The 23,809-nt window shown below is 69.4% G+C and carries 20 protein-coding genes; 8 read left to right on the forward strand and 12 right to left on the reverse strand.

Features of this window, described 5'->3' with window-relative positions; all coding sequences use genetic code 11:
- The first annotated feature begins 365 nt into the window (after positions 1 to 365).
- Positions 366 to 803 carry a DUF2690 domain-containing protein gene (locus AB0H43_RS11280; RefSeq protein ID WP_359999137.1) on the forward strand — a complete coding sequence of 146 codons (438 nt, stop codon included), beginning with the start codon at positions 366 to 368 and terminating at the stop codon, positions 801 to 803.
- A 58-nt stretch (positions 804 to 861) separates the two neighbouring features.
- On the opposite strand, the gene AB0H43_RS11285 is transcribed toward AB0H43_RS11280, so the two are convergent.
- Positions 862 to 1,701, reverse strand: a complete 840-nt coding sequence (locus AB0H43_RS11285; protein ID WP_359999138.1) for an HAD family acid phosphatase — start codon at positions 1,699 to 1,701, stop codon at positions 862 to 864.
- 161 nt (positions 1,702 to 1,862) lie between these two features.
- Here AB0H43_RS11285 and AB0H43_RS11290 point away from each other — a divergent pair, with 161 nt between their 5' ends.
- Positions 1,863 to 2,618 (forward strand): hypothetical protein, encoded by a 756-nt coding sequence (locus AB0H43_RS11290; RefSeq protein ID WP_359999139.1) that lies wholly within the window; start codon positions 1,863 to 1,865, stop codon positions 2,616 to 2,618.
- Positions 2,619 to 2,740: 122 nt separating this feature from the next.
- On the opposite strand, the gene AB0H43_RS11295 is transcribed toward AB0H43_RS11290, so the two are convergent.
- Complete coding sequence (locus AB0H43_RS11295) at positions 2,741 to 5,062, reverse strand: MFS transporter (protein WP_359999140.1); 2,322 nt, start codon at positions 5,060 to 5,062, stop codon at positions 2,741 to 2,743.
- A 103-nt stretch (positions 5,063 to 5,165) separates the two neighbouring features.
- Here AB0H43_RS11295 and AB0H43_RS11300 point away from each other — a divergent pair, with 103 nt between their 5' ends.
- Complete coding sequence (locus tag AB0H43_RS11300) at positions 5,166 to 5,672, forward strand: GNAT family N-acetyltransferase (protein WP_359999141.1); 507 nt, start codon at positions 5,166 to 5,168, stop codon at positions 5,670 to 5,672.
- Here AB0H43_RS11300 and AB0H43_RS11305 read toward each other — a convergent pair.
- Positions 5,639 to 6,376 carry a carbon-nitrogen hydrolase family protein gene (locus AB0H43_RS11305; RefSeq protein ID WP_359999142.1) on the reverse strand — a complete coding sequence of 246 codons (738 nt, stop codon included), beginning with the start codon at positions 6,374 to 6,376 and terminating at the stop codon, positions 5,639 to 5,641. The genes AB0H43_RS11300 and AB0H43_RS11305 overlap by 34 nt on opposite strands.
- Entirely contained in the window at positions 6,373 to 8,481 is a 2,109-nt protein-coding gene (locus AB0H43_RS11310) for a sigma-70 family RNA polymerase sigma factor (protein ID WP_359999143.1), read from the reverse strand. Before AB0H43_RS11310 ends, AB0H43_RS11305 begins: the two co-directional genes overlap by 4 nt.
- A 151-nt stretch (positions 8,482 to 8,632) precedes the next feature.
- Here AB0H43_RS11310 and AB0H43_RS11315 point away from each other — a divergent pair, with 151 nt between their 5' ends.
- Positions 8,633 to 10,126, forward strand: coding sequence for a pectinesterase family protein (locus tag AB0H43_RS11315; protein ID WP_359999144.1), 1,494 nt, complete (start codon positions 8,633 to 8,635; stop codon positions 10,124 to 10,126).
- Positions 10,127 to 10,137: 11 nt separating this feature from the next.
- Complete coding sequence (locus AB0H43_RS11320) at positions 10,138 to 11,595, forward strand: RICIN domain-containing protein (RefSeq protein ID WP_359999145.1); 1,458 nt, start codon at positions 10,138 to 10,140, stop codon at positions 11,593 to 11,595.
- A gap of 47 nt (positions 11,596 to 11,642) precedes the next feature.
- Here the strand turns inward: AB0H43_RS11320 and AB0H43_RS11325 are convergent, their stop codons facing one another.
- Together AB0H43_RS11325 and AB0H43_RS11330 are read right to left on the reverse strand one after the other, a co-directional pair.
- The gene (locus AB0H43_RS11325) at positions 11,643 to 12,512 is read right to left on the reverse strand and encodes an oxygenase MpaB family protein (RefSeq protein WP_359999146.1); all 870 of its coding nucleotides are present in this window, start codon (positions 12,510 to 12,512) and stop codon (positions 11,643 to 11,645) included.
- A 43-nt stretch (positions 12,513 to 12,555) separates the two neighbouring features.
- Positions 12,556 to 12,882 carry a hypothetical protein gene (locus tag AB0H43_RS11330; RefSeq protein WP_359999147.1) on the reverse strand — a complete coding sequence of 109 codons (327 nt, stop codon included), beginning with the start codon at positions 12,880 to 12,882 and terminating at the stop codon, positions 12,556 to 12,558.
- Between the two features lie 144 nt (positions 12,883 to 13,026).
- Here AB0H43_RS11330 and AB0H43_RS11335 point away from each other — a divergent pair, with 144 nt between their 5' ends.
- Positions 13,027 to 14,031 carry a right-handed parallel beta-helix repeat-containing protein gene (locus tag AB0H43_RS11335; protein WP_359999148.1) on the forward strand — a complete coding sequence of 335 codons (1,005 nt, stop codon included), beginning with the start codon at positions 13,027 to 13,029 and terminating at the stop codon, positions 14,029 to 14,031.
- Positions 14,032 to 14,103: 72 nt separating this feature from the next.
- Here the strand turns inward: AB0H43_RS11335 and AB0H43_RS11340 are convergent, their stop codons facing one another.
- The 5 genes from AB0H43_RS11340 to AB0H43_RS11360 form a co-directional block, all read right to left on the reverse strand.
- Complete coding sequence (locus AB0H43_RS11340; RefSeq protein ID WP_359999149.1) at positions 14,104 to 16,065, reverse strand: thioesterase domain-containing protein; 1,962 nt, start codon at positions 16,063 to 16,065, stop codon at positions 14,104 to 14,106.
- Entirely contained in the window at positions 16,062 to 17,258 is a 1,197-nt protein-coding gene (locus AB0H43_RS11345; protein ID WP_359999150.1) for an NAD(P)/FAD-dependent oxidoreductase, read from the reverse strand. The genes AB0H43_RS11340 and AB0H43_RS11345 overlap by 4 nt, the downstream gene beginning before the upstream one ends.
- Positions 17,259 to 17,462: 204 nt before the next feature.
- Positions 17,463 to 18,002 (reverse strand): hypothetical protein, encoded by a 540-nt coding sequence (locus tag AB0H43_RS11350; RefSeq protein WP_359999151.1) that lies wholly within the window; start codon positions 18,000 to 18,002, stop codon positions 17,463 to 17,465.
- A 58-nt stretch (positions 18,003 to 18,060) separates the two neighbouring features.
- Positions 18,061 to 19,131: a M20/M25/M40 family metallo-hydrolase gene (locus AB0H43_RS11355; RefSeq protein WP_359999152.1), complete on the reverse strand. Its 1,071-nt coding sequence runs from the start codon at positions 19,129 to 19,131 to the stop codon at positions 18,061 to 18,063.
- A gap of 66 nt (positions 19,132 to 19,197) precedes the next feature.
- Positions 19,198 to 20,424, reverse strand: coding sequence for a glycoside hydrolase family 6 protein (locus AB0H43_RS11360; RefSeq protein ID WP_359999153.1), 1,227 nt, complete (start codon positions 20,422 to 20,424; stop codon positions 19,198 to 19,200).
- A gap of 141 nt (positions 20,425 to 20,565) precedes the next feature.
- On the opposite strand from AB0H43_RS11360, the gene AB0H43_RS11365 reads away from it, so the two are divergent.
- Entirely contained in the window at positions 20,566 to 21,105 is a 540-nt protein-coding gene (locus AB0H43_RS11365; RefSeq protein ID WP_359999154.1) for a pyridoxamine 5'-phosphate oxidase family protein, read from the forward strand.
- A 15-nt stretch (positions 21,106 to 21,120) separates the two neighbouring features.
- Here AB0H43_RS11365 and AB0H43_RS11370 read toward each other — a convergent pair whose 3' ends face one another.
- Positions 21,121 to 23,049 (reverse strand): alkyl sulfatase dimerization domain-containing protein, encoded by a 1,929-nt coding sequence (locus AB0H43_RS11370; RefSeq protein WP_359999155.1) that lies wholly within the window; start codon positions 23,047 to 23,049, stop codon positions 21,121 to 21,123.
- Positions 23,050 to 23,266: 217 nt separating this feature from the next.
- Between AB0H43_RS11370 and AB0H43_RS11375 the strand changes: the two genes are divergently transcribed.
- Entirely contained in the window at positions 23,267 to 23,794 is a 528-nt protein-coding gene (locus AB0H43_RS11375) for a hypothetical protein (RefSeq protein ID WP_359999156.1), read from the forward strand.
- The last annotated feature ends 15 nt before the right edge of the window (positions 23,795 to 23,809 follow it).

A 23,809-nucleotide genomic window follows, 5' to 3' on the forward strand; every position in this document is an offset into this window, starting at 1 on the left:
CCCATCGGTCCAGGGATTCGACGACGACGTGCGGCCCCCGTGCCGACGGTCTTCGGTTGTCGGCGCCGCCGATGCAATATGCATCCGCGACGATGGGCCACATCCTGGGCAGCGATGAACGTCGCTGTCAACGGCGTCTCCCGTACACCGGAGCGGCGTATCGACCGTGATCGTCAGGCTATGGGCCTGGGCAAACGGGCGCCGTCGTCGGCGAGCGGCGGACCGGTTGGGCGTTACGGAGCCGTTATCCGTGTCGCGGCATCCTCGACAGCCGGGCGTCACGGCCGCCGTCACAGTCGCGACGCGGTTCCATCCATCGATGTCACATTGACTCTCATCGTCGCGATCGGGCAGGATCGCCGCCCATGACGAGGATCAAGCACTTCGCAGCCGCGCTGGCCCTGGCGGTGCTGGCGATCGCCGGCACGCAGGCGGCCCTGATCACACCGGCGGCCGCCGCCGGAAGCTGCTGGGGATCGGACTGCAATCACTACGATCCGAACACGTTGGGATGTGGCAGCGACGCCTACACGCTGGAGAAGATCACCGAGAATCTCGTCACCATCGAGCTGCGGTACTCCCCGAGCTGCTACGCCGCGTGGACGCGATTCGAGGTGCACAGCGACTTCGCCTTCCCGACGACGGTCTTCCTGCGCGGGTCGTCCACCACCGAGTACCGCAACCTGCCGATCTACGAGGGCGCCAAGGGCTGGACGGCGATGGTCTCCTTCCAGCAGGCCGTCAAGTCGTGCATGCAGTGGTACAACGGCGGCTACTACGAGATCTGCACTCCCACCCATTGAGCGCGCGAACGGGCGGGCCGGAAACACCGGCCCGCCCGCGTACGCCTGGATCAGCGGATCAGGGCAGGAAGTAGTTCGGGTTCGGCAGCTTGAAGGTGCGGTCGGCGTACCCGCCCTCCAGGTCGCTGAACTGGTCGCCGAAGTTGGCGACGATGTCGTAGCCGAGCGACTCGATGTGTGCCCGGGTCGCCGACTTGTAGTGCACGGTCGTGCACGAACCGTTGGGGTCGCCCGCGCACGCCGCCTTCAGGTAGTCCGGGTACTGCGCCACCGGGGGCTTGGTGAACAGCCCGTCCTCGCCGTTGACCAGCGTCGTCGGCGCCGGGTAGCCCGCGTCAACGCCCACTCCGTCGGCGGTCAGGTTGCCCAGGGTGGCCGCCTCCTGCGCCAGCGGACGGCCGGTCAGGAAGAAGATCGCGTACCCCTGCTCCTGAGCGTGCCGGACGAGGTCGACCATGCCGAAGACGGCCGGGAAGCGCTGCTCGGTGACGAACTGCCCGTTGGTCGTGGGGTTGTACGCCCAGTTGCTGAACACCTCGTAGTTCCAGGTCAGCAGGGTGGTGTCGTCGACGTCGAGGACGATCGCCTTCTGCTCGCCCGGCTTGTGCGACATGGCGTCCAGCCACCGCTGCCCGGCCGAGGCGACCTTGCGCGCCTCGTCGGCGTAGTTGCCGTCGGACGCGGCGATGCCGCTGCCGAGCGGGTCGCCGTAGTAGTTGCGGATCTGCTGCCGGAGGACGTCGATGTTGGTGATCTGCTCGGCGTACTTCGGGGTGATCGTCTTGATGGCCGGCTGCGGGGTCGCCGCAGAGGCCAGCCCGCCCACCGCGACCAGGGCGATCGCCGCCAGCGACAGGGTGAGGACGCGGCGCGGTGAGCGCCAGGATCGTGAAGTCACGTCACGTTCCCTTCATCGGGAGTTCAGATAACCTCGTGACGCTAACCCCATGATCGGCTCGACGCACGGCAGGGCGCGCGACCAAAAATGCATTTGCCGGGGCATGCGATGATCGATCCCATGATTCGCCTCATGCGAAAGGGCGTGCGCGCCCTCGCGGTATGACCGCGCCGCGGCACCTTCGTGCCGCCTTCTGGAAGCAGGCCGCCGACATCCGTGACGAATGGCTTCGTCTCGGTCTCGCCTGGGGTCCGGCCGATCGGTCCGTCGCCCGCGTCGCGATCACCAAGGTGTACGCGTCGATGGGCCGCCCACAGCCGGAGTTCGTCTGGGTTCGATCGCCCCGCGAAGCCCAGCCACTCGTACGCGAGCTGCCGACCTTGGACCACCTGTACGCCTGGGTCTCCGCTCCCCCGCCGGAGGCGGATCCGCCGCTGGCCAGTGACCTGGCGACGGTGGTGGCCCGGCTGCGGTGGCGGATGGACGATCGGATCGAGGCTCCGGCGTTCGATCCCAAGCCGCCCAAACGCAAGAAGGGTGAGCCCTGGCCGGAGCACTCGGTCGACCGGGCGCTCGACTTCGGGGTCCCGTTCGTGGAGATCCTGCGCCGGCACGTCCGCGAGGAGCTGTTCCGGCAGCTGATCCGGGCGTACGCCGCTCCCGCGAAGCGGTCGCTCGGCGAGCCGAGTCCGGTCTGCTGGTTCGGCCAGCAGGAGTCGCACTGGATCGCGTACTACGACGTGTGGCGGCAACTCGGCCTCACCGACTTCGGCCCGGCGCTCGACGCCGAACTCGACGTCTGGGCCGACGTCGCGCGGTCGGCCGGCTGGTTCTGGCCCGGTGAACACGTCTGTGTGGTCGCGGAGAAACCCGTCCGCCCCGGCGTCTACGCCGACGGCTTCACCGTCCCCGCCTGACCGACCCGACCTGACCGACCCGACCTGACCGACGGCGCTGGATCAGGGATCTCGGTCGAATCTTGACCGATGATTCGACCGAGATCCCTGATCCAGCGCCCAAGCAGGCCACGTGAGGAGGGTCAGCGGGAGACGCGGATCGGGCGGCTCGGGTGGACGGCGTGCCAGCCCGCGTGCGGCTGGTCGGAGTGCCGTCCGCCTTCGCGGCCGAGCGTGATCTGCGTGTCGACCCGGCCCGGCCCGTCGATGCGCACGCCGAGGGCGGTCGGTCCGTAGCCGCTGGCCACGAGGGTGTAGGCGCCGTCGGTCAGGTCGTCGACCGCGAAGGCGCCGGTCGCGTCGGTGTGCGTACTGCCGCGCACGGTCCCGGCCGCGTCCAGGAGGACGACGAGCGCGTCTTTCAGCGGCTTGCCGTCCGGTCCGCGTACCGTCCCGGCCACGGTCGCCGCGCGGCGCAGTGGCAGCTCACGCTCCACTGTGTCACCGGGCGTCAGGTCGATCGCGAGGGCGGCGGGCAGGTAACCCTCGGCGGTCACGGTCAGGGTGTGGCGTCCGGCTTCGAGCCGCTCCAGCACGAGCCGGCCCGCGTCGTCCGCTCGCGCCGTCGCCACCTGCCGGCCCGCGTCGTCGGTCAGGTTCGCGGCCGCTCCCGGCACGCGCGTCGCCACGACCAGCGTCGCCGCTCCCGCCAGCAGGATCTCGTGATACGCCGTCGCAGCGACCTGTACCCGTGACGCGTCGGGGCGGTATCCGTCGGCCGCGGCGACCAGCACGTAGTTTCCGGCTCGTGGGGCGCCGACGGTGAAGGTCCCGGTCGCGTCGCTCGTGGCGGTGGCGAGCAGTTCCCCACCGGCGGCCAGCAGACTGAGCCGGACCTGGGCGATCGGCGTACCGGCCGAGCTGTGGACCACGCCGGTGAGGTGGTGGGCGGTCTCGACGACCGGGGCGTCGTGCGTACGCAGGGAGACGGCGGGTAGCACGCTGACGCAGATCAGCGCGATGACCAGCAGCGGAACCAGAGCGAGGAAGATGGGCGGCAGTGCATCGGCGAAGGCGCGGGCGATCCCGTCGCGTACGGCGTCGGGCAGCTCGGCCAGCCGCGCCGGGGTCAGCGAGCCCACGCCGCCGGTGATCGGCACCCCCGGCAGCTCCGTGGTGATCGCGTCGTAGAGCCGCGTCGTGAACAGCGAACCGCAGATGGCCACGCCGAGCGCGCCGCCGACCTGGCGGACGAAGGTGACGGCGGAGGTGGCGACGCCGAGGTCGGCGCGGTCGGCGGAGTTCTGCACGACGAGCACGAGCACCTGCATGATCAGGCCGATGCCCAGTCCGACGACGACCATGTACGCACTGATCAGGGCGCGGGTGCTGTGTTCGTCCAGGGTGGACAGCAGCCAGAGGCCGAGTCCGGTGAGGATCGCGCCCACGATCGGGTACGCCTTGTACCGCCCGTTCCGGCTGATCAGCTGCCCGGACGCGATGGCGGTCACCAGGATGCCCGCGACCAGCGGCAACATGAGCAGGCCGGAGTTGGTGGCGTTCGCGCCCGTCACGACCTGCATGAAGATCGGCAGATAGCTGATCGACCCGAACATCGCCACGCCCACGGCGATGCTGGCGACGGAGGCGAGGGCGAAGGTCCGATCCCGGAACAGTCGCAGCGGCAGGATCGGCTGTGCCGAGAATCGGGCGCTGAGCAGCCACAACACCGTGAATCCGAGGGTTGCCGCGATCAGCCAGCGGATCTGTGCGCTGCCCCAGGCGTACTCGCTGCCGCCCCAGGAGGTGACGAGGACCAGGCCGGTCACCGCGGCCGAGAGCAGCGCGGCGCCGAGGTAGTCCACCCGCGAGCGTGAGGTGGGTGCGGGCAGCTTGAGCACGACGACGATCATCGCGAGGGCGATCGCCCCGAGCGGCAGATTGATGTAGAACACCCATCGCCAGCTCGCGTGATCGGTGAGATAGCCGCCGAGCAGCGGACCGGCGACCGAGGCGACGCCGAACGCCGCGCCGATGAAGCCCATGTAGCGGCCGCGATCCCGGGGCGGGACGAGGTCGGCGAGGATCGCCTGGGCGAGCACCATCAGCCCGCCCGCGCCCACGCCCTGCACCGCCCGGTACGCGATGAGCTGCGTCATCGTCTGCGACCAGCCGCACAGCGCCGATCCGGCGAGGAACACCGCGATCGCGAAGATCACCACGGGCTTGCGGCCGTAGATGTCGCCGATGCGGCCGTAGAGCGGCAGGGTGACCGTCGAGGTCAGCAGGTACGCCGTCACCACCCACGAGATGTGGTCGAGCCCGTTGAGGTCGCCGACGATGGTGGGCAACGCGGTCGCCACGATCGTCTGGTCCAGGGCGGCGAGCAGTACGCACAACATGAGCGCGACGAAGATAGTGAGCAGCTTGGCTTTCTGCGTCTTCGGGTCCATCGTGGCGTTCATCGCCTGACTAAACGAGCCGTACGTACGTTACGAAACGGCCATTTCACGCATCCGCTGCGGTAAACCGGGTGACCCCGGCGTACGCCCTGGATAGGGTCGGGCGGTGCCCGAACTTCAGCGTCTTGATCAGCGTCACGCCCCGGCGGTGCTCGCCTTCGAAGCGGCCAACCGCAGCTACTTCGCGGCCAGTGTCCCCGACCGAGGCGATGACTATTTCGCCGAGTTCGCCGACCGGTTCGAGGCCCTGCTGAAGGAGCAGGATGCGGGCATCTCCGCCTTCCACGTGCTCGTCGACGACGACGGTTCCGTGCTGGGCCGGTTCAATCTGATGGACCTCGTCGACCACGGGGCGGACCTCGGCTATCGGGTCGCGCAGGCGGCCGCCGGGCGGGGCTTGGCCACGGCGACCGTTCTGGAGCTCTGCGACCTCGCGGCCGACCGGCATGGGCTGCGCACCTTGCGGGCAGCCACCTCGCATCGCAACATCGCTTCTCAGCGAGTGCTGGTCAAGGCCGGCTTCGTCGAGGTAGGCCCGGCGGACCCGGCCGACCTCAGCGGCGAACCGGGCACCTGGTATCAGCGGGAGCTGGGAACTTCGACGGTGATGTGACCCATGGTCAGCGATGGGACCTGGGCGACGACGTCGCCGTCGGGGTTGATCGCGCAGGTCGGGCCGTAGCCGATGTGACTGGTGCCGCGCTCCCCCGTGACGTCGGCGGAGACGAGCCACATCCCCGTTTCGCGTACGCGTCGAGTGCGGATCTCGTTGTGCCGCTCGCGCCAACTCTCGGCACTGGCGCGGCGGATCATGTTCTGCGCGGGCAACAGCAGCAGGTCCGCGCCTTGGGCGGCGACTGCGGCGGCGGCTTCGGGGAACTGGGCGTCGAAGCAGATGTTGATCCCGAAGCGTACGCCCCGGCGGTCGAAGACCGGGTAGGCGTCGCCGGGGTCGAACAACGCCTCGCCCGGCACCAGATGGGTTTTGCGGTAGTAGCCGGACAACTCGCCCCGGTCGAGGACGACCGCCGTGTTGTAGAGGCGATCGCCGGCGCGCTCGACGACGCCGAAGACCAGGGTGACCTCGACCGCTGCGAGGCGACGCTGGACGGCTGCGAACTCGGCGGACCTCAGGTCGACGGCGTACCGGTTCAGGTGGGCGGCTTCGACGAGGTAGCCCTGCAGGAAGCACTCGGGGAACAACAGCAGATCGGCGTCGGCGGCCCGACGGGCGAAGTCTTCGATGCAGGCCAGGGCGGCGTCCACGGCACCGAGGAGTTCCGGCGTCTGGCAGGCCGCCACGCGCAGTCCGGTCACGAGGTCCTCATGGGCGCGCCGATCGCCGGGTCGCGGGTGTTGGTGAGGAAGTCCGTGGCGGGGAGCTTGCCGTCGGCCCGGCGGGGTCCCTGCGCCGTGCGCGGATCGCTCTGCCGCAGCGTGCTGGTGGTCCAACCGGACTGATTCCACGAGTTGGCGTCCTCGACGGCGACGTCGGCCAGCACGGCGTCCCGGTTGTTGGCCAGGGCGAGATTGTGGGAGAACTGGGCGGCGGAGTAGAAGAACGCGAATCCGTCCTTGGCGTTGCGGTACGCGGTGTTGTGGCTCAGCCGCAGCCCGCCTCGGTTCGCGCTCTCGGTGAACCCGTAGCCGGCGTTGTCCCAGGCGGCGCTGTTGGTCACGACGTGGGCCACGGCCGGGGCCGGATCGCCGCCGCCGAGCCGGAAACCGTTGCCGGATCCGATCACTGCTTGCGTGGCGTCGTGCCAGAGGTCTCGGCCGTTGGCGTACGCCCAGCTGCGGTCGACGGTCACCGGGGAGGTGAACTCGTGCAGGTCGAAGCCGTCGTCGACGTTGGACCAGAACCGGCAGCCGCGGACGGTGTTGCCGGTGCCGGAGCCGTATTTGAAGGCGAGCCCGTCGGCGGCCGCGCCGGTGTCGTGGTTGCGGTAGAAGTCGCTGTCGAGGACCTGGTTGCCGGTGGTGCCGTCGCCGCGCAGCATCAGCCCGGTGCCGTTGTTGTCGTGGAAGGACACTCCGGTGAAGACGACCGAGCGGCAGCCCACGCACACGTACGCGTGGGTCGGCGCGTTACGGATCTCCAGTCCCCGGATCGTCCAGTACGCGGCCCGCTGGGTGACGAACCAGTCGGTGTGCGGGACGGCGGTGGCGTCGAAGACGGGGTGTTCCCCGGCGGCGCTGGTCAGGGTGATGCGCTTCTGGGCCGTTCCGTTGGTGGCGATCTCGACGGATTCGGCCGGGCGATACGTGCCGCCCCGGACGATGATCGTCTGACCGGGGCGCACGACGGAGACCGCTTTGGCCAGGGTCGCGTACGGGTGGGCCTGGGTTCCGTCGCCGTCGTCGTCGCCGCCGGGTGCCAGGTAGATCTGACCGGTCGCGGCGCTCGGCGTACTCGTCGGTGCGGGCGGAACCGACGACGGTGCGGTGGAGACCGTCGGGGCGGAACCGGCGATGGGCGGGTTGGCCGTGGGCGGATCCTCCGGAGTGGGCGACGGGAGCAGCACGATCGCGGCCGTGACCGCGGCCGCCGCGGTCGCCCCGGCCGTGATCGTGGCGGCGGGCTTGGCGGTCAGCAGCTGCCAGGCGCGGGCGAGCAGCCCCGCCGGTGCGAACGGGCCGCTCGCCGCCTGGGCGATCGCGGTGGCGAGGCCGCCGGCGATCGGGAGCAGGCCGATCTGAGCGAGCGCGACGTCGTCAGGGGCGAGCCGGCCCGCGACGATGCACTGTGGGCAGTCGCGGACGTGGCGGTGCAGCCGTTTGACCCAGCGGGAGTCGGCCCGGCCGTCCCAGCCCTGGGCGGCCGACTGCAGTCCGGCGCAGCGGGGCATGGCCCGCCAGGCGGCCAGGATGAGGCGCGCGCGGTCCAGGTGGGCGCGCATGCGCTGGATCCGTACGCCGGTGTGCGCGACGGTGATGCCGAGGGTGGCCGCGATGTCGGCCCGGCTGAGCCCGCCGAGCAGTTCCTGCCACCACAGGGCGAGGATGCGGCGGTCCTCGCCATCGAGCCAGCGGGTCGCCTCGCGGACGGCGTTGCGCTGCCCGGCGAGGCGGGCTCGGGTGATGGCGTCGTCGACGAAGTCGGCCTCGGGGTCGGGCTGGTCGTCGGCCTCCTGCCAGACGTCGAGGCGGTAGGGCGTGCGCCGGGACCGTTCGCGTTCCCGGATCTGGCGGACGGCGATCGCGACGAGCCAGGATCGGAAGCTCTCGGGTTCGCGCAGTCCGTGCAGTCCTTGGACCGCGCGCAGCATCGTCTCCTGGACGACGTCGTCGACGTCGGGGTGGCCGTCGAGGGCGCGGCCGACGATGTTGTAGACCAGCGGCAGATGACCGGTGAGCAACTCGGCGAGGGCCTGCCGGTCTCCGTCACGGGCGGCGACGACCTGCGTGGTGTCCGCGAGCACGGGCGACATCGTGGCGCGCCGCACGTCGCGCTGTCAAGACATCTACCAGTGACGATTTTCTCCGGACCGGCGACAAAATTGTTATGGGTTCCCGGACCGGCCCGTCTCCTGATCGACACCGCTCCACGGATCGTCCCAGGAGGACCCATCCATGAACACCTCACGATCGCCTGGCGGACGCCCATCCGCCCGGTACCGCCGTCCGCTGGTGGCCCTGGCCACCGCCGTCCTCGGACTGGCCGCCGGATTCATGCTGATCACGATGCCCGCGGCCGAGGCGGCGGTGGCACCGGTGAACGGTGGCGTGTACACGCTCGCCTCCGGCGCCAGCGGCAAGTGCATCGACGTCGTCGCGGCCGGCACCGGCAACGGCGCCCTGCTGCAGCAGCTGGCCTGCAACACCGCCGCGACCGACATGCAGTTCAAGGCCGTCAGCCAGTCCGGCGGCTACGGACTGGTCAACACCAACAGCGGCAAGTGCGTCGACGTGCCGTACGCGGACACCACCAGCGGCATCCAGTTGTGGCAGTGGACCTGCGGCGCGAGCACGAACCAGACGTGGACGTTCACCGCGTCGACGGCCGCCAGCGGCAAGTACCTCATCAGGAGCGTCGCCACCGGCCTGTGCGTGTCCGACAAGGACGGCTCCACCTCCGGCGGCAACCCGATCATCCAGGAACCCTGCTCCGACATCGCCCGCATGCAGTGGTCGTTCACCTACGTCACCGGAACGACCTCCGGCCCGACTGCCACCGCCGGTACGCCCACCGTCGCGGCCGACGGCACCGGCCGCTACCGCACGGTGCAGGCCGCGGTCGACGCGGTTCCGGCGAACAACACCAGCCGGGTCGTGATCACGATCAAGGCCGGGACCTACCGGGAGATCGTGACCGTGCCGGCGAACAAGCCCTACATCACGCTGCAGGGGCTGGGGTCGTCGGCGGGCAACACGGTCATCGTCAACAACCACTACGCCGGGGCGTACGGTACCTCCGGCAGCGCGACCGTGTTCGCGTACGGGCACGACTTCGTCGCCACCAACCTGACGATCTCCAACGACTTCGACGAAAGCTCGGTCACCTCGGGTCAGCAGGCCGTCGCGTTGCACCTCAACGCCGACCGCGCGGTGCTGTCGAACGTACGCCTGCTCGGCGACCAGGACACCTTCCTGGTCAACGACGCGACCCGGGCGTACGTGAAGAACTCCTACATCGAAGGCACCGTCGACTTCATCTTCGGCGGCGGCACGATCGTGTTCGACGGCTGCAGCATCTACGAGAAGCGCTCGACCGGCGGTCCGATCACCGCCGCGAGCACGGCGGCGACGAAGACCTACGGCTTCCTGTTCTACAAGTCGACCATCACCGGCGCGACCAACAACACGACCCAGCTCGGCCGGCCGTGGCGGCAGGACGCCCAGGTGCTCTATCGGGAGTCGTCGCTGAGCGCGACCATCGCCACCGGTCAGCCCTGGACCAACATGTCCACCAACACCTGGCAGAACGCCCGGTTCCGGGAATACAAGAACACCGGCTCCGGCGCGACCGTCAACAGCAACCGCCCGCAGCTGTCCGACTCGCAGGCCGCCACCTACACCCCGCAGAAGTACCTGGCCGGTTCCGACGGCTGGAACCCGATCTCGTGAAGGAGCCCGTGATGCTGAAGAAACGCTTCATCGCCGGTCTGGCGGCCGCGGTGTGCACGGTCGCCGCCGGGATCATGCTGATCACGGTGCCGATGGCGGAGGCGGCGGTGGCACCGGTGAACGGTGGCGTCTACACGCTCGCCTCCGGCGCCAGCGGCAAGTGCATCGACGTCGTCGCGGCCGGCACCGGCAACGGCGCCCTGCTGCAGCAGCTGGCCTGCAACACCGCCGCGACCGACATGCAGTTCAAGGCCGTCAGCCAGTCCGGCGGCTACGGACTGGTCAACACCAACAGCGGCAAGTGCGTCGACGTGCCGTACGCGGACACCACCAGCGGCATCCAGTTGTGGCAGTGGACCTGCGGCGCGAGCACGAACCAGACCTGGACGTTCACCGCGTCGACGGCCGCCAGCGGCAAGTACCTCATCAGGAGCGTCGCCACCGGCCTGTGCGTGTCCGACAAGGACGGCTCCACCTCCGGCGGCAACCCGATCATCCAGGAACCCTGCTCCGACATCGCCCGCATGCAGTGGTCGTTCACCTACGTCACCGGGGCCACGGCCTCACCGACGGCCGGTGGGCGTACGTGGTCGAACACGGCCGACGGGTTCGCCGCGGGCACGACCGGTGGCGCGGGCGGCACGACGGTCACCGTCACCAACCAGGCCGACCTGGTGAAGTACGCCGCCGCGAGTGCGGCGTACGTGATCCGGGTCAGCGGCACGATCACGGTCACCCCGTACGGCTACGAGATCCCGATCGCGTCGAACAAGACGATCATCGGCGTCGGGACCTCCGGGCAGATCAAGAACGGCGGCCTGCACCTGAACCCCGGCACCCGCAATGTGATCATCCGAAACCTGACCATCGGCGACACGAAGATGGCTTCGGACGACCCCGACGACAAGGACTTCGACTACGACGGCATCCAGATGGACACCGCCGACCACATCTGGATCGACCACAACAGGATCCACGACACCAACGACGGGCTCATCGACAGCCGCCTGGACACCACGTACCTGACGGTGTCGTGGAACGTGCTCAGCAACACCAACAAGGCGTTCGGCATCGGCTGGACGAGCAACGTGACGGCGCGGATGACGATCCACCACAACTGGATCCACGACACCAACCAGCGCAACCCCAGCACCGACAACGTCGCGTACGCGCACCTTTACAACAACTACATGCAGAACATCACGTCCTACGGGAACCTCTCCCGGGGCGCGACCAAGATGGTGCTGGAGAACAGCTACTTCGAGAACGTGGCGAACCCGTACTACAACGACACGTCCGCCGCGCAGCTCAAGCAGTCCGGCAGCATCCTGGTGAACTGCTCCGGCAAGGTCCAGACCAACGGCTCGGCGTTCACGCCGTCGAGCTTCTACTCGTACACGCTCGACTCGGCGGCCAGCGTGCCGTCGTTGTTGCGCACGTACGCGGGTCCGCAGGCGAACATCGCCTGATCTGTTCCGGTGGGGTCGCAAGACATGGGCGCACGCGACCCCACCGGTCACCCGGTTCCCTCGTCCGGCGTCTGGCCCGGCCGGGCCGCACCGGCGACGGCGACCGATCGCTCCGCCCGGGCCATCGCACTGCGGTAGAGCGGGCCCTCGAAGACTCGGCGGGGCACCACCCGCATCGCGTGCCGCAGGGCGTACGCCGAAGCGGTCGCGGACAAGTCGGTGGTCGGCAGCCCTGGCATCAGGTAGAGGCGGCGCGCCCACCGAGGCAGCAGGCTGACCCCGAGCGCGCTGAAACTCCACCAGGCGAACCGCACCGGCGTCAGGCCCAGCCCGTACGGCATGGGCGGCGAGACGAGGAACCGCAGCACCTCCAGCGCGCCCGGAGTCGTCGCCAGCTGTGGTCGCATCGTGGCGTAATACTCGGCCACGTCGGCGGCCGTGCCGGGCACCGCCTCCGGGTCCAGCCCGACGAGCGCCGCCGCCCGGCGCTGCTCGGTGTAGTAGCCGTCGACCTCGTCGGCGGTGAGCCCCAGGCCGGCCCGCTGGGCGGTGGTGACGAACGAGTCGACCTCGGTGACGTGCACCCAGCGCAGCAGTTCGGGGTCGTCGGCCCGGAACGTCTCACCGGTCTCCGGGTCGACGGCGGTCATGGCGGCGTGGATCGCGCGGACCCGCCGACCGGCCGCCTCGGCCTGGGCGGTCGTCCCGTAGACGACCGTGGCGACATAGGTGATGGTGCGCTGGAGGCGACCCCAGGGGTCGTGCTTGAAGTCGGAGTTCTGCATGACGCCGGCGATCGCGCGGGGGTGCAGCGCCTGCAACAGCAGCGCCCGGGGCGCGGAGATCAACAGGATCGGGTCGGCGTGCACCCGCCACGTGATCGACTCCGGGCCGAACAGGCCTACGTCGCCAGCCATCATCCGAGCGTACGCCGGTCGCCCGAGGCCGGTCGCGATCGTCTCAGCGAGGCTCGGCGGGTTTGCCGTTGGCGGTGGCGGCGGCGATGAGCGCGGTGACTCCGCCGATGAGGATCGGGCAGCCGATCGACAGCAGACTGAGCACACCGAGGATCACGAGCACCACTCCGGCGAAGCCGAGCAGTCCTCGACGGTGTGCCCGGCGCCGGTCGACGGCGTACGCACACAACACCATCGAGACCCCGAGCGCGGCGAGCACCCACCACAGTGGCGCGTCACCCTGGCCGCGCATGATCACGACGTACGCGGTCAGCATGACCGCCGAAGTCACGGCGGCGATCGCCGCCAGCAGATCCCATCGACGCCCCACCATTCGAGGGTAGGCGACGTGTCGTTGACAAATTCGAAATACATCGATACCGTACTCGCTTAGGAAAGCGCTTTCCAATACCAACACCGCCCCTGCGCGCCCACGCATTGGCGGACGGCGCGCAGATCCCACCGGAGGTCATTCATGACGTCTCCCTCGCACCACCCACTCCACGGACGGCTCCTGGCGCTGGCCGGGACGATCGCCCTCGTCGCGGCCGGTCTCGCCGTCTCGGCCGCGCCCGCCTCGGCCGCCACCTTCAACCTCGAAGGCTGGGCCACCCAGGGCGGCGGCACCACCGGTGGCAGCGGCGGCTCGACCGTCACCGTCACCAGCGCGTCCGCCCTGGCGAGCGCGGCCGGTTCGAGCACCAAGCAGATCATCCAGGTGAACGGCAAGTTCAGCTGCTCCAGCGAGATCACCGTGGCGTCGAACAAGACGATCATCGGGGTCGGCTCAAACTCCGGGCTCACCGGCTGCGGGCTGAGGCTCAAGAGCGTCAGCAACGTCATCATCCGCAACCTGGTCATCGCGAAGGTGCCGGCGAGCGTCGGCAACGGCGACGCCATCCACGTCGAGAAGTCGACCCGGCTGTGGATCGACCACAACGACCTGTCGAGCGACACCAGCCACGGCACCGACTACTACGACGGGCTGCTGGACATCACGCACGCGGGCGACTACATCACGGTGTCCTGGAACAAGTTCCACGACCACATCAAGTGCTCGCTCGTCGGGCACAGCGACGACAACGCGTCGGAGGACACCGGGCACCTGCGGATCACCTACCACCACAACTGGTTCAGCAACTGCGACCAGCGCGGGCCGCGAGTGCGCTTCGGCAACCCGGTGCACGTGTACAACAACTACTACTACAACTCGGGCACCTACGGGGTGGCGTCGACCTGCAACGCGGGCGTCTACCTGGAGCGCAACTACTTCGAGAACACGCCGAACTCGGCGGTGTCGCAGACCGGCAGCTCGCCTTCGGGCAACATCAAGTTGCTCAACAACTACCTGGTCAACTCCGGCACCCCGGCGGCCCGCAACGGGGCCAGCGTCGCGGCGATCCCGTACGCGTACACGGTGGACGCCAACTCGTCGGTGAAGTCGATCGTCACCTCGGGCGCGGGCACCGGCAAGATCTGACCCACGTGATCAGGGTTCCCGGTCGAATCATGCGGCATGATTCGACCGGGAACCCTGATCCAGCGCCGAAAGTCAGCGGGCGATACGCAGCCGCCGGGCGAGCCGGGCGGACCGCCGCCGGCCGCGGGCCACCAGCGTCTCCCCCCGCCGCACGAGCGCCGGAATCCGCCGGGGCACATCGACGACATCACTGTCGGAGGAGTGTGGGGAGGCCGGGAACAGCGCCAGCGTCCGGCCGACCGGAGCCGCTCCTTCCACGAGCAGGTGGCAGGTCGGTGTGACCCGGGCGTTGACCTCCAGCAGGTACGCCTCCCCCGACTCGGTGATCATGAAGTCGAAGCCGCAGAACCCGGTCAGCCCGAACCGTTCCACCAGTACGCGAGCGGCCGAAGCCAGCTGCGGGTGGTCGATGACCCGGATGACCGCCGCGGGTCCCCTGGGCTCGGTCGCCGCCACGACTTCGAGGCACACCACCGCGGTCGCCTGTCCTTCGAAGCAGGCCGCCGTCACGATGCCTTCACGGCCTTCGATGAACCGCTGCGCGTTCACCACCGGGCGTACGCGGCGGAGCCAGGCGGCGAACGGAGCCGCCTCGAAGTTGACGAGCAGCCGCTTGAGCGCTCGCGGCAGGCTGGGCGGGTGCGCCACCGACCGCCAGGCGCTGCGGACGTCGTCCGGCGTACGGACGAACGCCACTCCGCGGCCACCCCAACTGCCGTCGGTCTTCAACGCGTACGGGACGGTCCAGTCGTCCAGCTGCCGCCGGTCCACCACGACCGCCGTCTCCGGCGCGGTGACACCCAACGACTTGGCCGTCGCGGCCAGCTCGGACCGCGAGGTCACCGAGGTCCACTGCGCGGTGTCGCCGAGCGACCGGCCGACGAGGGCGGCCAGCGCAGGATCGGTCATCTTGACCGAGTCGTGCAGCCGCCGCAGCAACGCCAGCGCCCGCTCGTCGTCGGGCAGGATGATGTCAGGCTGGGCCCGGCGGATCGCGGCCACCAGCGACCGGCGTCGCCACAACCTGTTGAGCCTGCAGTCGGCGACCAGGCCGTCGATTACCTCCAGCACATGCCCGCGAGGCCGGCACGCCGACACCTCGAAGCCCGCCTCGGTCAGCGCGTGGGCCAGCCGGGCGGCGGCGAACCAGCGCATCGTGCTCAGGATCATCGGCCGTTCGAATCCGGGCCGGGGGCGTATTCCGGACCAGCCGGGCCGGGCCGCCGCGAGCGCGTGGTCGATCACCCCCGCCACCGCGGCCGCCGCAGCCGGTTCCCGCACGACCTCGAGGTGGTCACCGTCGACCCGCTGCACGACGAGCCGCTCGGCCAGGCCCGCCCACAGCCCGGCCACATCGCAGCCGAAATGCCGGTCCTGCGAGGTGGCGATCAAGGTCAACGTGCCGGGATAGGTCCGCGGGCGATAGGCCGCCATCGACTGATACGCGTAAAGAGCCGAACGCGTCTCGGCGCTCGCCACGTCGCGTACCGAGTCCGCGGCCTTCGCGCTGCGCCGCGCGAGTCGCCGGATCAGGCGTACGCCGCGCAGCCGGATCTCGGCCAGGGCCGCCAGCGGCCGCATGCGCACGATGCGGCCCAGCTGCCAGCTTGTGCGGCGCAGCAGCGCGCGTACCCACGTCTTTCGGGGCCAGAAGCGCTCGTCGTAGACGCCCTCGATGAGAAACAGCGCGCCGACGTCCTCCCCGGCGGCCCGTAGCTGCTGGGCGACCTCGAGGGCGAGCAGTGCTCCGAAGGAGTAGCCGCCGACGCGGTACGGCCCGGCCGGCTGCAGCCCCCGGATCGCCTCGACGACCTGCGCGGCCGCGGCGGGCAGGCCGATCGCGTCCGGCAGCACCGGCATCAGCCCGTACACCCGCTGCGGCCCGGTCATCGCCTGCACCGCCGGAAGCAGCTCGGTGATGTCGCCTTCCACGCCCGGCATCAGGAACAGGGTCTCCCCGTCGTCGCCCGGCTTCAGCAGCTCGAGGCGTACGCCTTCGGCGGCTGCCGCGTCCGCGGCGAGCGTGGAGGTCATCTGGTCGCCGCGGCTCTACGGGCGAGGACCCGCGCCACCCGGGGCGCGACGTACTCCGCGCCGACCATGAACCGCATGAGCGGCCCGAAGCTGTTGGCCGCCGGCGGCCCCACGAAGTACAGGCCGCGCACGGAACTCTCGAATCGGCCGGACAGCACCGGCATCTTCTCGTGTGTCCGGATCGCCGACCGCAGGCTGTCGCTGAAGAACTCCAGCCGCTCGACGTCGGGCCAGTAGCCGGTCGCCGCGATGACGTGATCGGTGCGGCGCTCGATCGGGCCGTCCGGCGTACGCAGCACCAGCCTGGCCTTGCCGCCGTCCACGGTGGCCTGCTCGATGACGGCGTTGAGCGTCGTGGACACCCCGGCCTCGAAGCGCGGCTTCATCCACCACGCCGACGACGGACCGAGGTGACGGCGGATGATCTTCACCCGGAGGCCGCCGGGCAGGAACCGGAACAGGTTCGGCCGCTTCTGGAAGATCCACGACCGCAGGCCCGGGCCGATGCCGGTGGACGGGTGCCGCAGCCGCTGGTAGAGGCTGCGACCGCCGGGCGGCTGCGCGGAGGCGAACTTGATCCGGTCGCGCCGGGCGACCAGTGACGTGTTCGCGCCGGCCTCGGCGAGCAGGGCGGCGATGTCGACGGCGGACGAGCCGGCGCCGATCACGGTGACGTCACGACCGGCGAAGGCGGACAGGTCGTGGTGGTCCGACGCGTGCGAGACGAGGTTCGCCGGCAGGCCGGACAGCTCCTGCGGCATCCGCGCGAAGTGGGTGATGCCGACGGCCGCCACGACCAGGTCGGCCGTGAGCGTCTCCCCGTCGTCCAGCTTGAGCGTGAACCCCTCCGCTCCCTTGTCCAGCGCGATGACCTGACGGTCCTCGACCTGCGGCACGAACCGCTTCTGGAAGTCGACCGCGTAGGTCGTGAACACGTCGAGCTCGACCGGGACCGCCGTGTCGTCGTAAGCGATTCCGTTCTCGGCGCAGTACGCCGACAAGCGGCTGCCCGGCTCGGGCGAGCTGAGGCTCGACGCGAACCCGTCAGACTTCAACGACATACCCGCGGGCATGTGACGCAGCCACGTGTCGATCGGCGTGCCGAAGATGCGATGAGGCACGCCGAGCGACCGCAGATGCGCCGCGATGGACAGTCCGTAGGGTCCCGCGCCGATGATGGCTACCCTGGTCACGAACCCGCACCCCCACAACGACTTCGGGTCACCTCTGAAGTCGGGGACCCGTACGATAACCGGGGATGCTATTCGCGAAATGGACTAGTCAATAGCGACGTGAAGCGTCAGACTCCCGACACCGGTCACCCGCCTGGAGTGCTGCGTACGCAGAATGCCGGAAAGGCGGGTTGCCCGGTCGGCCGGACGGTCAGGTAGGCGTCATCAATTCCTCGACATCGGACGCGAATCGTCGCGGAGGAACGACGTCCAACCGGCCAGTGTGGAGGGCGACGGCGTACGCGTCGTCGACGACGACCACGACTCGGTGGCCAACTCCGGCTCGGGCCAGCGACGCCACCGGCTGACGCTCACGAGGGCCAGCAGCAGCATCGCGCCGACCAGCGCCGACGTCCCCGTACGCAGCGGCGCGCTCAGATCGGCGTGCAGCCCGCCGAACGAGATGTCCTTCGACAACGCGTCGACCACCCCGTGCGGGGCGACCAGCAGCAGGATGTAGCTGCCCGCGTACAGGACGCCGGTCAGCACCGCGCCGAGCGGGGACATGCGCAGGGTCGCGATGAGGCCGAGGAGCAGTCCGGCGACGAGGAGGAAGACGAGCGGGCGCAGGACGTCGGCGCCGCTCGGGGCGGCGGTGTTCGCGTCGTCGAGAACACGCAGGGAGGTGGACTGCCCGATGGCGAGCAGGAACCAGGACAGCGGGGCGATGACGAGGGCGGCGATCAGGGTCCAGAGGTGTCGCATGCGCGGGATCTTAAACGCGTTCGCCGCTCGCGTCCTGTTTTGTACGCCTCGTCAGCAGTCATTCACCCTCTGCGATCACCGCGGCGATCAATGCGGCGAGAAGCGCGGTGCGACCCGGAATCTCCGCCACCACAACGTGTTCGTCGTCGGCGTGGGCTCCCCCGCCGACCGCGCCGAGCCCGTCCAGCGTCGGTACGCCCATCCCGGCGGTGAGGTTGCCGTCCGATCCACCGCCGACGGCCGTCTTCGTCAGCGGGGGCAGGCCCAGGTCGGCGGCCAGCTTGGCCGCCTTGGCGAACAGGGCCGCGGAGGAGTCGGCGGTCATCGGGGGCCGGTGGGACAGGTTCGACAGCTCCAGGCGTATCCCTGGATCGACGGGTCGCAGCGCGCGGAGCGCGAGATCGACGCGCGAGAGTTCGCCCGGCGTGGTCGCCCGGACGTCGATCGCGACCTCGGCCAGCGCGGGCACGGTGTTGCGGGAGGTGCCCGCGGACATGAGGGTGGGCGTCACGGTCGTGCCCAGCGAGGTGTCGCCGAGCGTCGCGATGGCCAGGATCTGGTGCGCCAGTTCGATTCCCGCGTTGTGGCCGAGTTCCGGCTCGAGCCCGGAATGCGCCGCCTTGCCGTGTACGCGCAGCGAGTAGCCCGACGATCCCTTGCGTTCGGTCTTGAGCGCGCCGCCGGGGCCGGACGCCTCCAGCACGAGCGCGGCCTTCGCCCCGGCCGCCTCGGCCTCGATGAGCGCCCGCGAGCCGGGCGAGCCGAGTTCCTCGTCGCCGGTGACCAGCAGGGTCACGCCGCTGCGGTCGGTCAGCGAGGCGATCGCGTGGAACGTCATGACCAGGCCGGTCTTCATGTCGAAGCAGCCCGGACCGCGCAGGACGCCGTCGGTCACCATGCAGGGATGTGTCGTGAGCGAGCCCAGCGGCCACACGGTGTCGTGGTGGCAGAGCACCAGTACGCGTGTCGGCCCGCCGAAACGCCAGATCAGGTGGATGCCGTCGCGTTCCGGCGGCGCACCGAGCCGTTTCGTGCCGAGGGCGGCGACGGCGTCGGCGCTGCGCATCAGGGCGGCGTCGTCGGAGGACGGGGACTCGGTTTCGACGAGGGTTCGGATGTCGTCCAGCATTGCTCCATGATCAGGGTCATTTCCCTGGCGTCCTAGCGACGGGGGAAATGACCCTGATCATGAGCGTTACCGCAGCGGCGGATTGGCGTACTGCACCAGTTCGATCGCCTGCTGCGGGAACCATGCCCCGGCCGCCGGATCGGCGATCCCGCCCCGTGCCGGGTCGACGCCGGTGCCCGTGCCACGGTCGCACTGCCCGTCGGACTGACCGGGCGTCTTGATCCATAGATACGCGTCCACCAGCGGGTCGCCGGTGTTCGACGTCGGCTTCAGCCCGAGCCCACGACCGGGCGGGTTGCACCAGTCCTGCGCGTCCGGCCAGCCGTTGCCGGCCGGCGGCGTCCACGGCCCCTGCCCGTTGCGGCTGGTGTCGATCACGAAGTGCGGCAGGGCGTCCGGTGACACCGCGCCGACGTTCTGGTCGTACCACGCGTCGGTCAGACCCCACGTGCTGAAATCGGCCGGGTTCGCCGGATAGTACTGGCTGGCACACCAGTCGAAGTGACCGCGCGCCCAGTCCGGTCCCTGCGTACCGAAGTAGACGCACTTGGCGATCCAATTGCCGTACTTCAGCTGACGCTCGGTCGTCTGATAGTTCGACAGGTTCACGAAGAACCCGTCGGCCTGCTGGACGCCCGCCTTGACGAGCCGATCGGCGGCGTCACCCGAGCCGAGCCAGCCGCTGTGCGTACCGTCGAGGTAGACGCTGGTGTTCGGCAGTGCCTTGAGCTTCGCCACCGCGTAGTTCAGCATCGCGAACCGCTCGCTCGCCGCGGTCGCCGGGTCGGCCTCGGCCGGCTTGCACCACTCGGACGCGCCGTTGATCGACGTGTACCAGGGGATGATGCCGAGGCTGTCCGGCTCCAGCGCCACCACGACCTCGTGGCGGCCGATGCCCGCGGCGAAGGCGTCGATCCAGGCCTCGTACTCGGCCACGCTGGTCGCACCGCCCGCGGAGTACTGGGCGCAGTCCCGGAAGGGGATGTTGTACGCCACCAGCACCGGCACCTTGCGCTGTATCGCCGCCCGGGTGACCTCGGACTTCACCGCCTTGGTGACCTCCTGACCCTCGCCGGCGGTGAACCACACCGCCTGCGGGGTGCTGACCATGGTCAGCAGCTTCGTCGCCAGACTCCACTGGCCGTGCGCGTAGAGCGAGGCGATCTGCTGGACGGCCGCCGGGTCGGGCTGCGGAGTGTAGAACCGCGTGCCGTCGTCGTGCGCGTACGCCGGGGCGGCGGCGAACGCGCCGGCCAGAACGGCCGCCGATAGTGCCGTGAAGATGCGCTTCACCGATGTTCCTCCTGGGGGAACGGAGACAGTGGGAACGCTCCCAACGGTGTCCGGCGTACGCGGAGATGTCAACACCTCGATCGGCTGAGTTCACCGACGCGACGACCGGCTTTTGTCGGGGTGGCTGGGTACGGTGCGGCAATGCGCTGGATGGAGTTCGAGAAGGAGCAGCCTCGCCTGGCCGGACTGACCCGCGCGAGGCTGCTGACGCCGGGCGTCGTGCTGGTGTGCACCGTCCGGGCCGACGGCACGCCCCGGCTCAGCCCGGTCGAGCCGTACATCATGGAGGGCCAGTTCTGGCTGTCGATGCTGTGGGGCTCGTGGAAGGCCAAGGACCTCGTGCGCGATCCGCGGATCCTCGTGCACAACATCGTCACCAGCCGCAACGGTGGCGGGGACGGAGAAGTGAAAGTCCGCGGCACCGCCGTGCCGGTCGAAGACCACGCGGTCCAGGAACGCTATGCGGCGAGTGTCGCCGAGACGATCGGCTGGCAGGCGATCCCGGGGCGGTTCCACCTGTTCGCCATCGACCTCACCGAGGTCGCGTACCTGCACTACGACGACGCCACGGGCGACCAGTACACGGTGCTGTGGCCGCAGGGCGCGGAGTTCGTCCGCCGGGGCACTAGCGCGACGTCGGTGGGCGATCCGGAGCCGCTCGGCGACCGGCTCCTGGTCTAGGGCGATCCCGCGACGTCACGGCGTGACGATGTCGAACATGACGTCGAAGTCGTCGAGCATGCTCAGCAGCTGGACGAGCCGCTGCTTGTCCCCGGCGACCGTGACGGCGCCGTCCGCGATCGCCTTGTCGAACGTGGACTGCCCCAGCGAAATCCCGTCCAGCGCCGCCTTGGTAAGCGTCAGGCTGACGTCGGGGTGCTCGTGCTTCTTACCGGGCCGGTAGGTCAGCGTCGCGTTGCGCAGGGTGACGGCATAGGTCTCGTCGAGGTCGGTGAAAGTCCAGTTCATCCGGGTCTCACGGACGTGGGCGGCCTTGTCGCCGTTGAGGCGGATACCCAGGTAGTCGAAGTACAGCTCCGGGCTCATCGCGCGGATCATGTCCGGGCTGGCCGTCGTCAGGCCGACGCCCTGGAAGACGCCGTTGCGCAGCTCGTGCGCGCCCATCAGGTACAGCGATCGCCAGGTGCCGTTCTCGCACTGGTAGCCCAGTTGTTCGAGCGCGTCGGCCTGCAACGCGATCGCCTCTTTGTTGCCCGGGTCGGCGAAGACCAGGTGGTTGACCAGTTCGGCGGTCCACCGATAGTCCCCGGCGTCGAACGCCTCCCGGCCGGCCGCGAGAACCTTGTCGGGCCCGCCGATCGCCAGCACGTAGCGCTTGGCCGCCTCCACCGGCTGGTGCGGGTTGAGATGGGCCGGATTGCCATCGTAGAAGCCGAGGTAGCGCTGGTAGATCGCGCGTACACCGTGACTGATCGTGCCGTAGTAGCCGCGCAGGTACCAGCGCTTCTCCAGGTCCGGCGGCAGCTTGGTCAACGTCTCGGCGATCTCCATCGGGGTCAGGCCGTGGTTGATCAGGCGAAGCGTCTGGTCGTGCAGGAACTGGTACATGTCCCGCTGGTCGGCGAGGAACTCGGCCACCCGCTCGGCACCCCAGGTCGGCCAGTGGTGGGAGGCGAACACGACGTCGGAGCGGGCGGCGAACAGATCGATCGCCTCGTCGAGGTAGCGGGACCACTGGCGCGTGTCGCGTACCTCCGCGCCGCGCAGGGTCAGGATGTTGTGCAGGGTGTGGCAGGCGTTCTCGGCCGCGCACAGGGCACGCATCTGCGGGAAGTAGAAGTTCATCTCAGCCGGCGCCTCGGTGCCCGGCGTGAGCTGGAACTCCACCTGCACCCCGTCGATCGTGCGGGTGCCGTTCTCGGTGATCAGGTCGGTGGGCGGGATCAGGGTGATGGTTCCGTTGGAGACCGCCTTGCCCAGGCCGATGTCGACCTGGCCGCGCTCGTCGCGGGGCAGGAAGACGCCGTACTGGAAGTGCGACCGGCGGCTCATCGCGGTTCCGGCGAACACGTTCTCCGACACCGCGTGATAAAGGAACCCCTCCGGGGCGTAGATCTTGACCTCGCCGGAGGCGACCTGCTCGTCGGACACGATCGCGCGTACGCCGCCGTAGTGGTCGACGTGGCTGTGCGTGTAGATCACCGCCACGACGGGCTTGTCGCCCCGGTGTTTGCGATAGAGGTCCAGTCCCCTGGTCGCGGTCTCGGTGGAGATCATCGGGTCGATGACGATGACGCCAGTGTCGCCCTCGACGATCGTCATGTTCGAGATGTCCATGCCGCGCAGCTGATAGATGCGTTCGGTGACCTCGAACAATCCGGCCACCCGGTTGAGCTTGGCCTGCCTCCACAGGCTCGGGTTCACCGTCGCCGGCGCCTCGTCGGCGTCCTCGAACGCGTACGCGCCCATGTTCCAGGCTGGGATGGGCGCACCGTCGGCCCGCGGGACCGCGTCGGTCGAGGCCTCCTCGACCAACCCCCGCCGCACGTCCTCGAAGTCGGTCAGATCGTGGAACGGCAACGCGCCCAGCACCGCCGCGTTCGCCGCGGCTGTAACCGCTGTCGCCTCCTTGGCAGCCGCGCGCGATTCATCCACTGACGTCATGATGGTCCCCCTTCGCCCTTCGTCGGAGCCTAAACCGACCAACAGCGCTAGACGGACGAAACATAAGAATCAGGTAGAGCGCCGAGATCCTCCTCCGTTCGGCCGCATCTCGTCGGCCGAGCAGGCCGGCTTCGTTCGGGACGCCCAGCGAGGAACCACCGTTGATCTTGGCTGTCTTATGCTTCCTCGACCTACCACCCTCTCAAAGGAGCAACAAGTGCGCCGCGCACTCCTCATGGCCGCCGCCGTCGGCACGCTTTTCTTGACGGCCGCCTGCGGCAAGGGCACTGACACCCTCAGCGCCACCCCGACGGGCAGCCCGGCGATCTCGCCCAGCTCCGCCGTCTCGCCCGGCCCGGCCGTGTCGCTGGTGGCCCGGGAGACCAGCTGCCTGGAATTCGAGACCGCGTCGGCCGAGGTCGCCAAACAGTTGCTGGCCTCCATGGAAGGAGCCTTCGACGTGCTCGGCGAGACCGACGAGGCCAAGATCGAGGCGGCGATGGCCGGAGTCGTCACCAAGATGAAGGCGGCCGTGAGCGACTACCGGGCCGCGGTGTCGAGGTCGGCCGCAGCGGCGGGCGATGCCGCGATCAAAACCGAGCTGACGACGATCGCCGACGAGCTGACGAAGATCGAGGCCGAGTTCGCCAAGGTCACCACGGCCAAGGACGTCGACAGCCTGCCGAAGGTCGAGTCCGCGGCGATGGATGCCGCAGCCCGCAGGCTCGAGGCACTCTGCAAGTGATCTCCGGCCCACCGC

Source organism: Hamadaea sp. NPDC050747 (genome assembly GCF_040654195.1).
GTDB lineage: Bacteria > Actinomycetota > Actinomycetes > Mycobacteriales > Micromonosporaceae > Hamadaea.

Coding starts and splice junctions, on each gene's coding strand:
- AB0H43_RS11280 (WP_359999137.1), top strand. CDS start 366: ATGACGAGGATCAAGCACTTCGCAGCCGCGCTGGCCCTGGCGGTGCTG.
- AB0H43_RS11290 (WP_359999139.1), top strand. CDS start 1,863: ATGACCGCGCCGCGGCACCTTCGTGCCGCCTTCTGGAAGCAGGCCGCC.
- AB0H43_RS11295 (WP_359999140.1), bottom strand. CDS start 5,062: ATGAACGCCACGATGGACCCGAAGACGCAGAAAGCCAAGCTGCTCACT.
- AB0H43_RS11315 (WP_359999144.1), top strand. CDS start 8,633: ATGAACACCTCACGATCGCCTGGCGGACGCCCATCCGCCCGGTACCGC.
- AB0H43_RS11320 (WP_359999145.1), top strand. CDS start 10,138: ATGCTGAAGAAACGCTTCATCGCCGGTCTGGCGGCCGCGGTGTGCACG.
- AB0H43_RS11325 (WP_359999146.1), bottom strand. CDS start 12,512: ATGGCTGGCGACGTAGGCCTGTTCGGCCCGGAGTCGATCACGTGGCGG.
- AB0H43_RS11335 (WP_359999148.1), top strand. CDS start 13,027: ATGACGTCTCCCTCGCACCACCCACTCCACGGACGGCTCCTGGCGCTG.
- AB0H43_RS11340 (WP_359999149.1), bottom strand. CDS start 16,065: ATGACCTCCACGCTCGCCGCGGACGCGGCAGCCGCCGAAGGCGTACGC.
- AB0H43_RS11350 (WP_359999151.1), bottom strand. CDS start 18,002: ATGCGACACCTCTGGACCCTGATCGCCGCCCTCGTCATCGCCCCGCTG.
- AB0H43_RS11355 (WP_359999152.1), bottom strand. CDS start 19,131: ATGCTGGACGACATCCGAACCCTCGTCGAAACCGAGTCCCCGTCCTCC.
- AB0H43_RS11365 (WP_359999154.1), top strand. CDS start 20,566: ATGCGCTGGATGGAGTTCGAGAAGGAGCAGCCTCGCCTGGCCGGACTG.
- AB0H43_RS11370 (WP_359999155.1), bottom strand. CDS start 23,049: ATGACGTCAGTGGATGAATCGCGCGCGGCTGCCAAGGAGGCGACAGCG.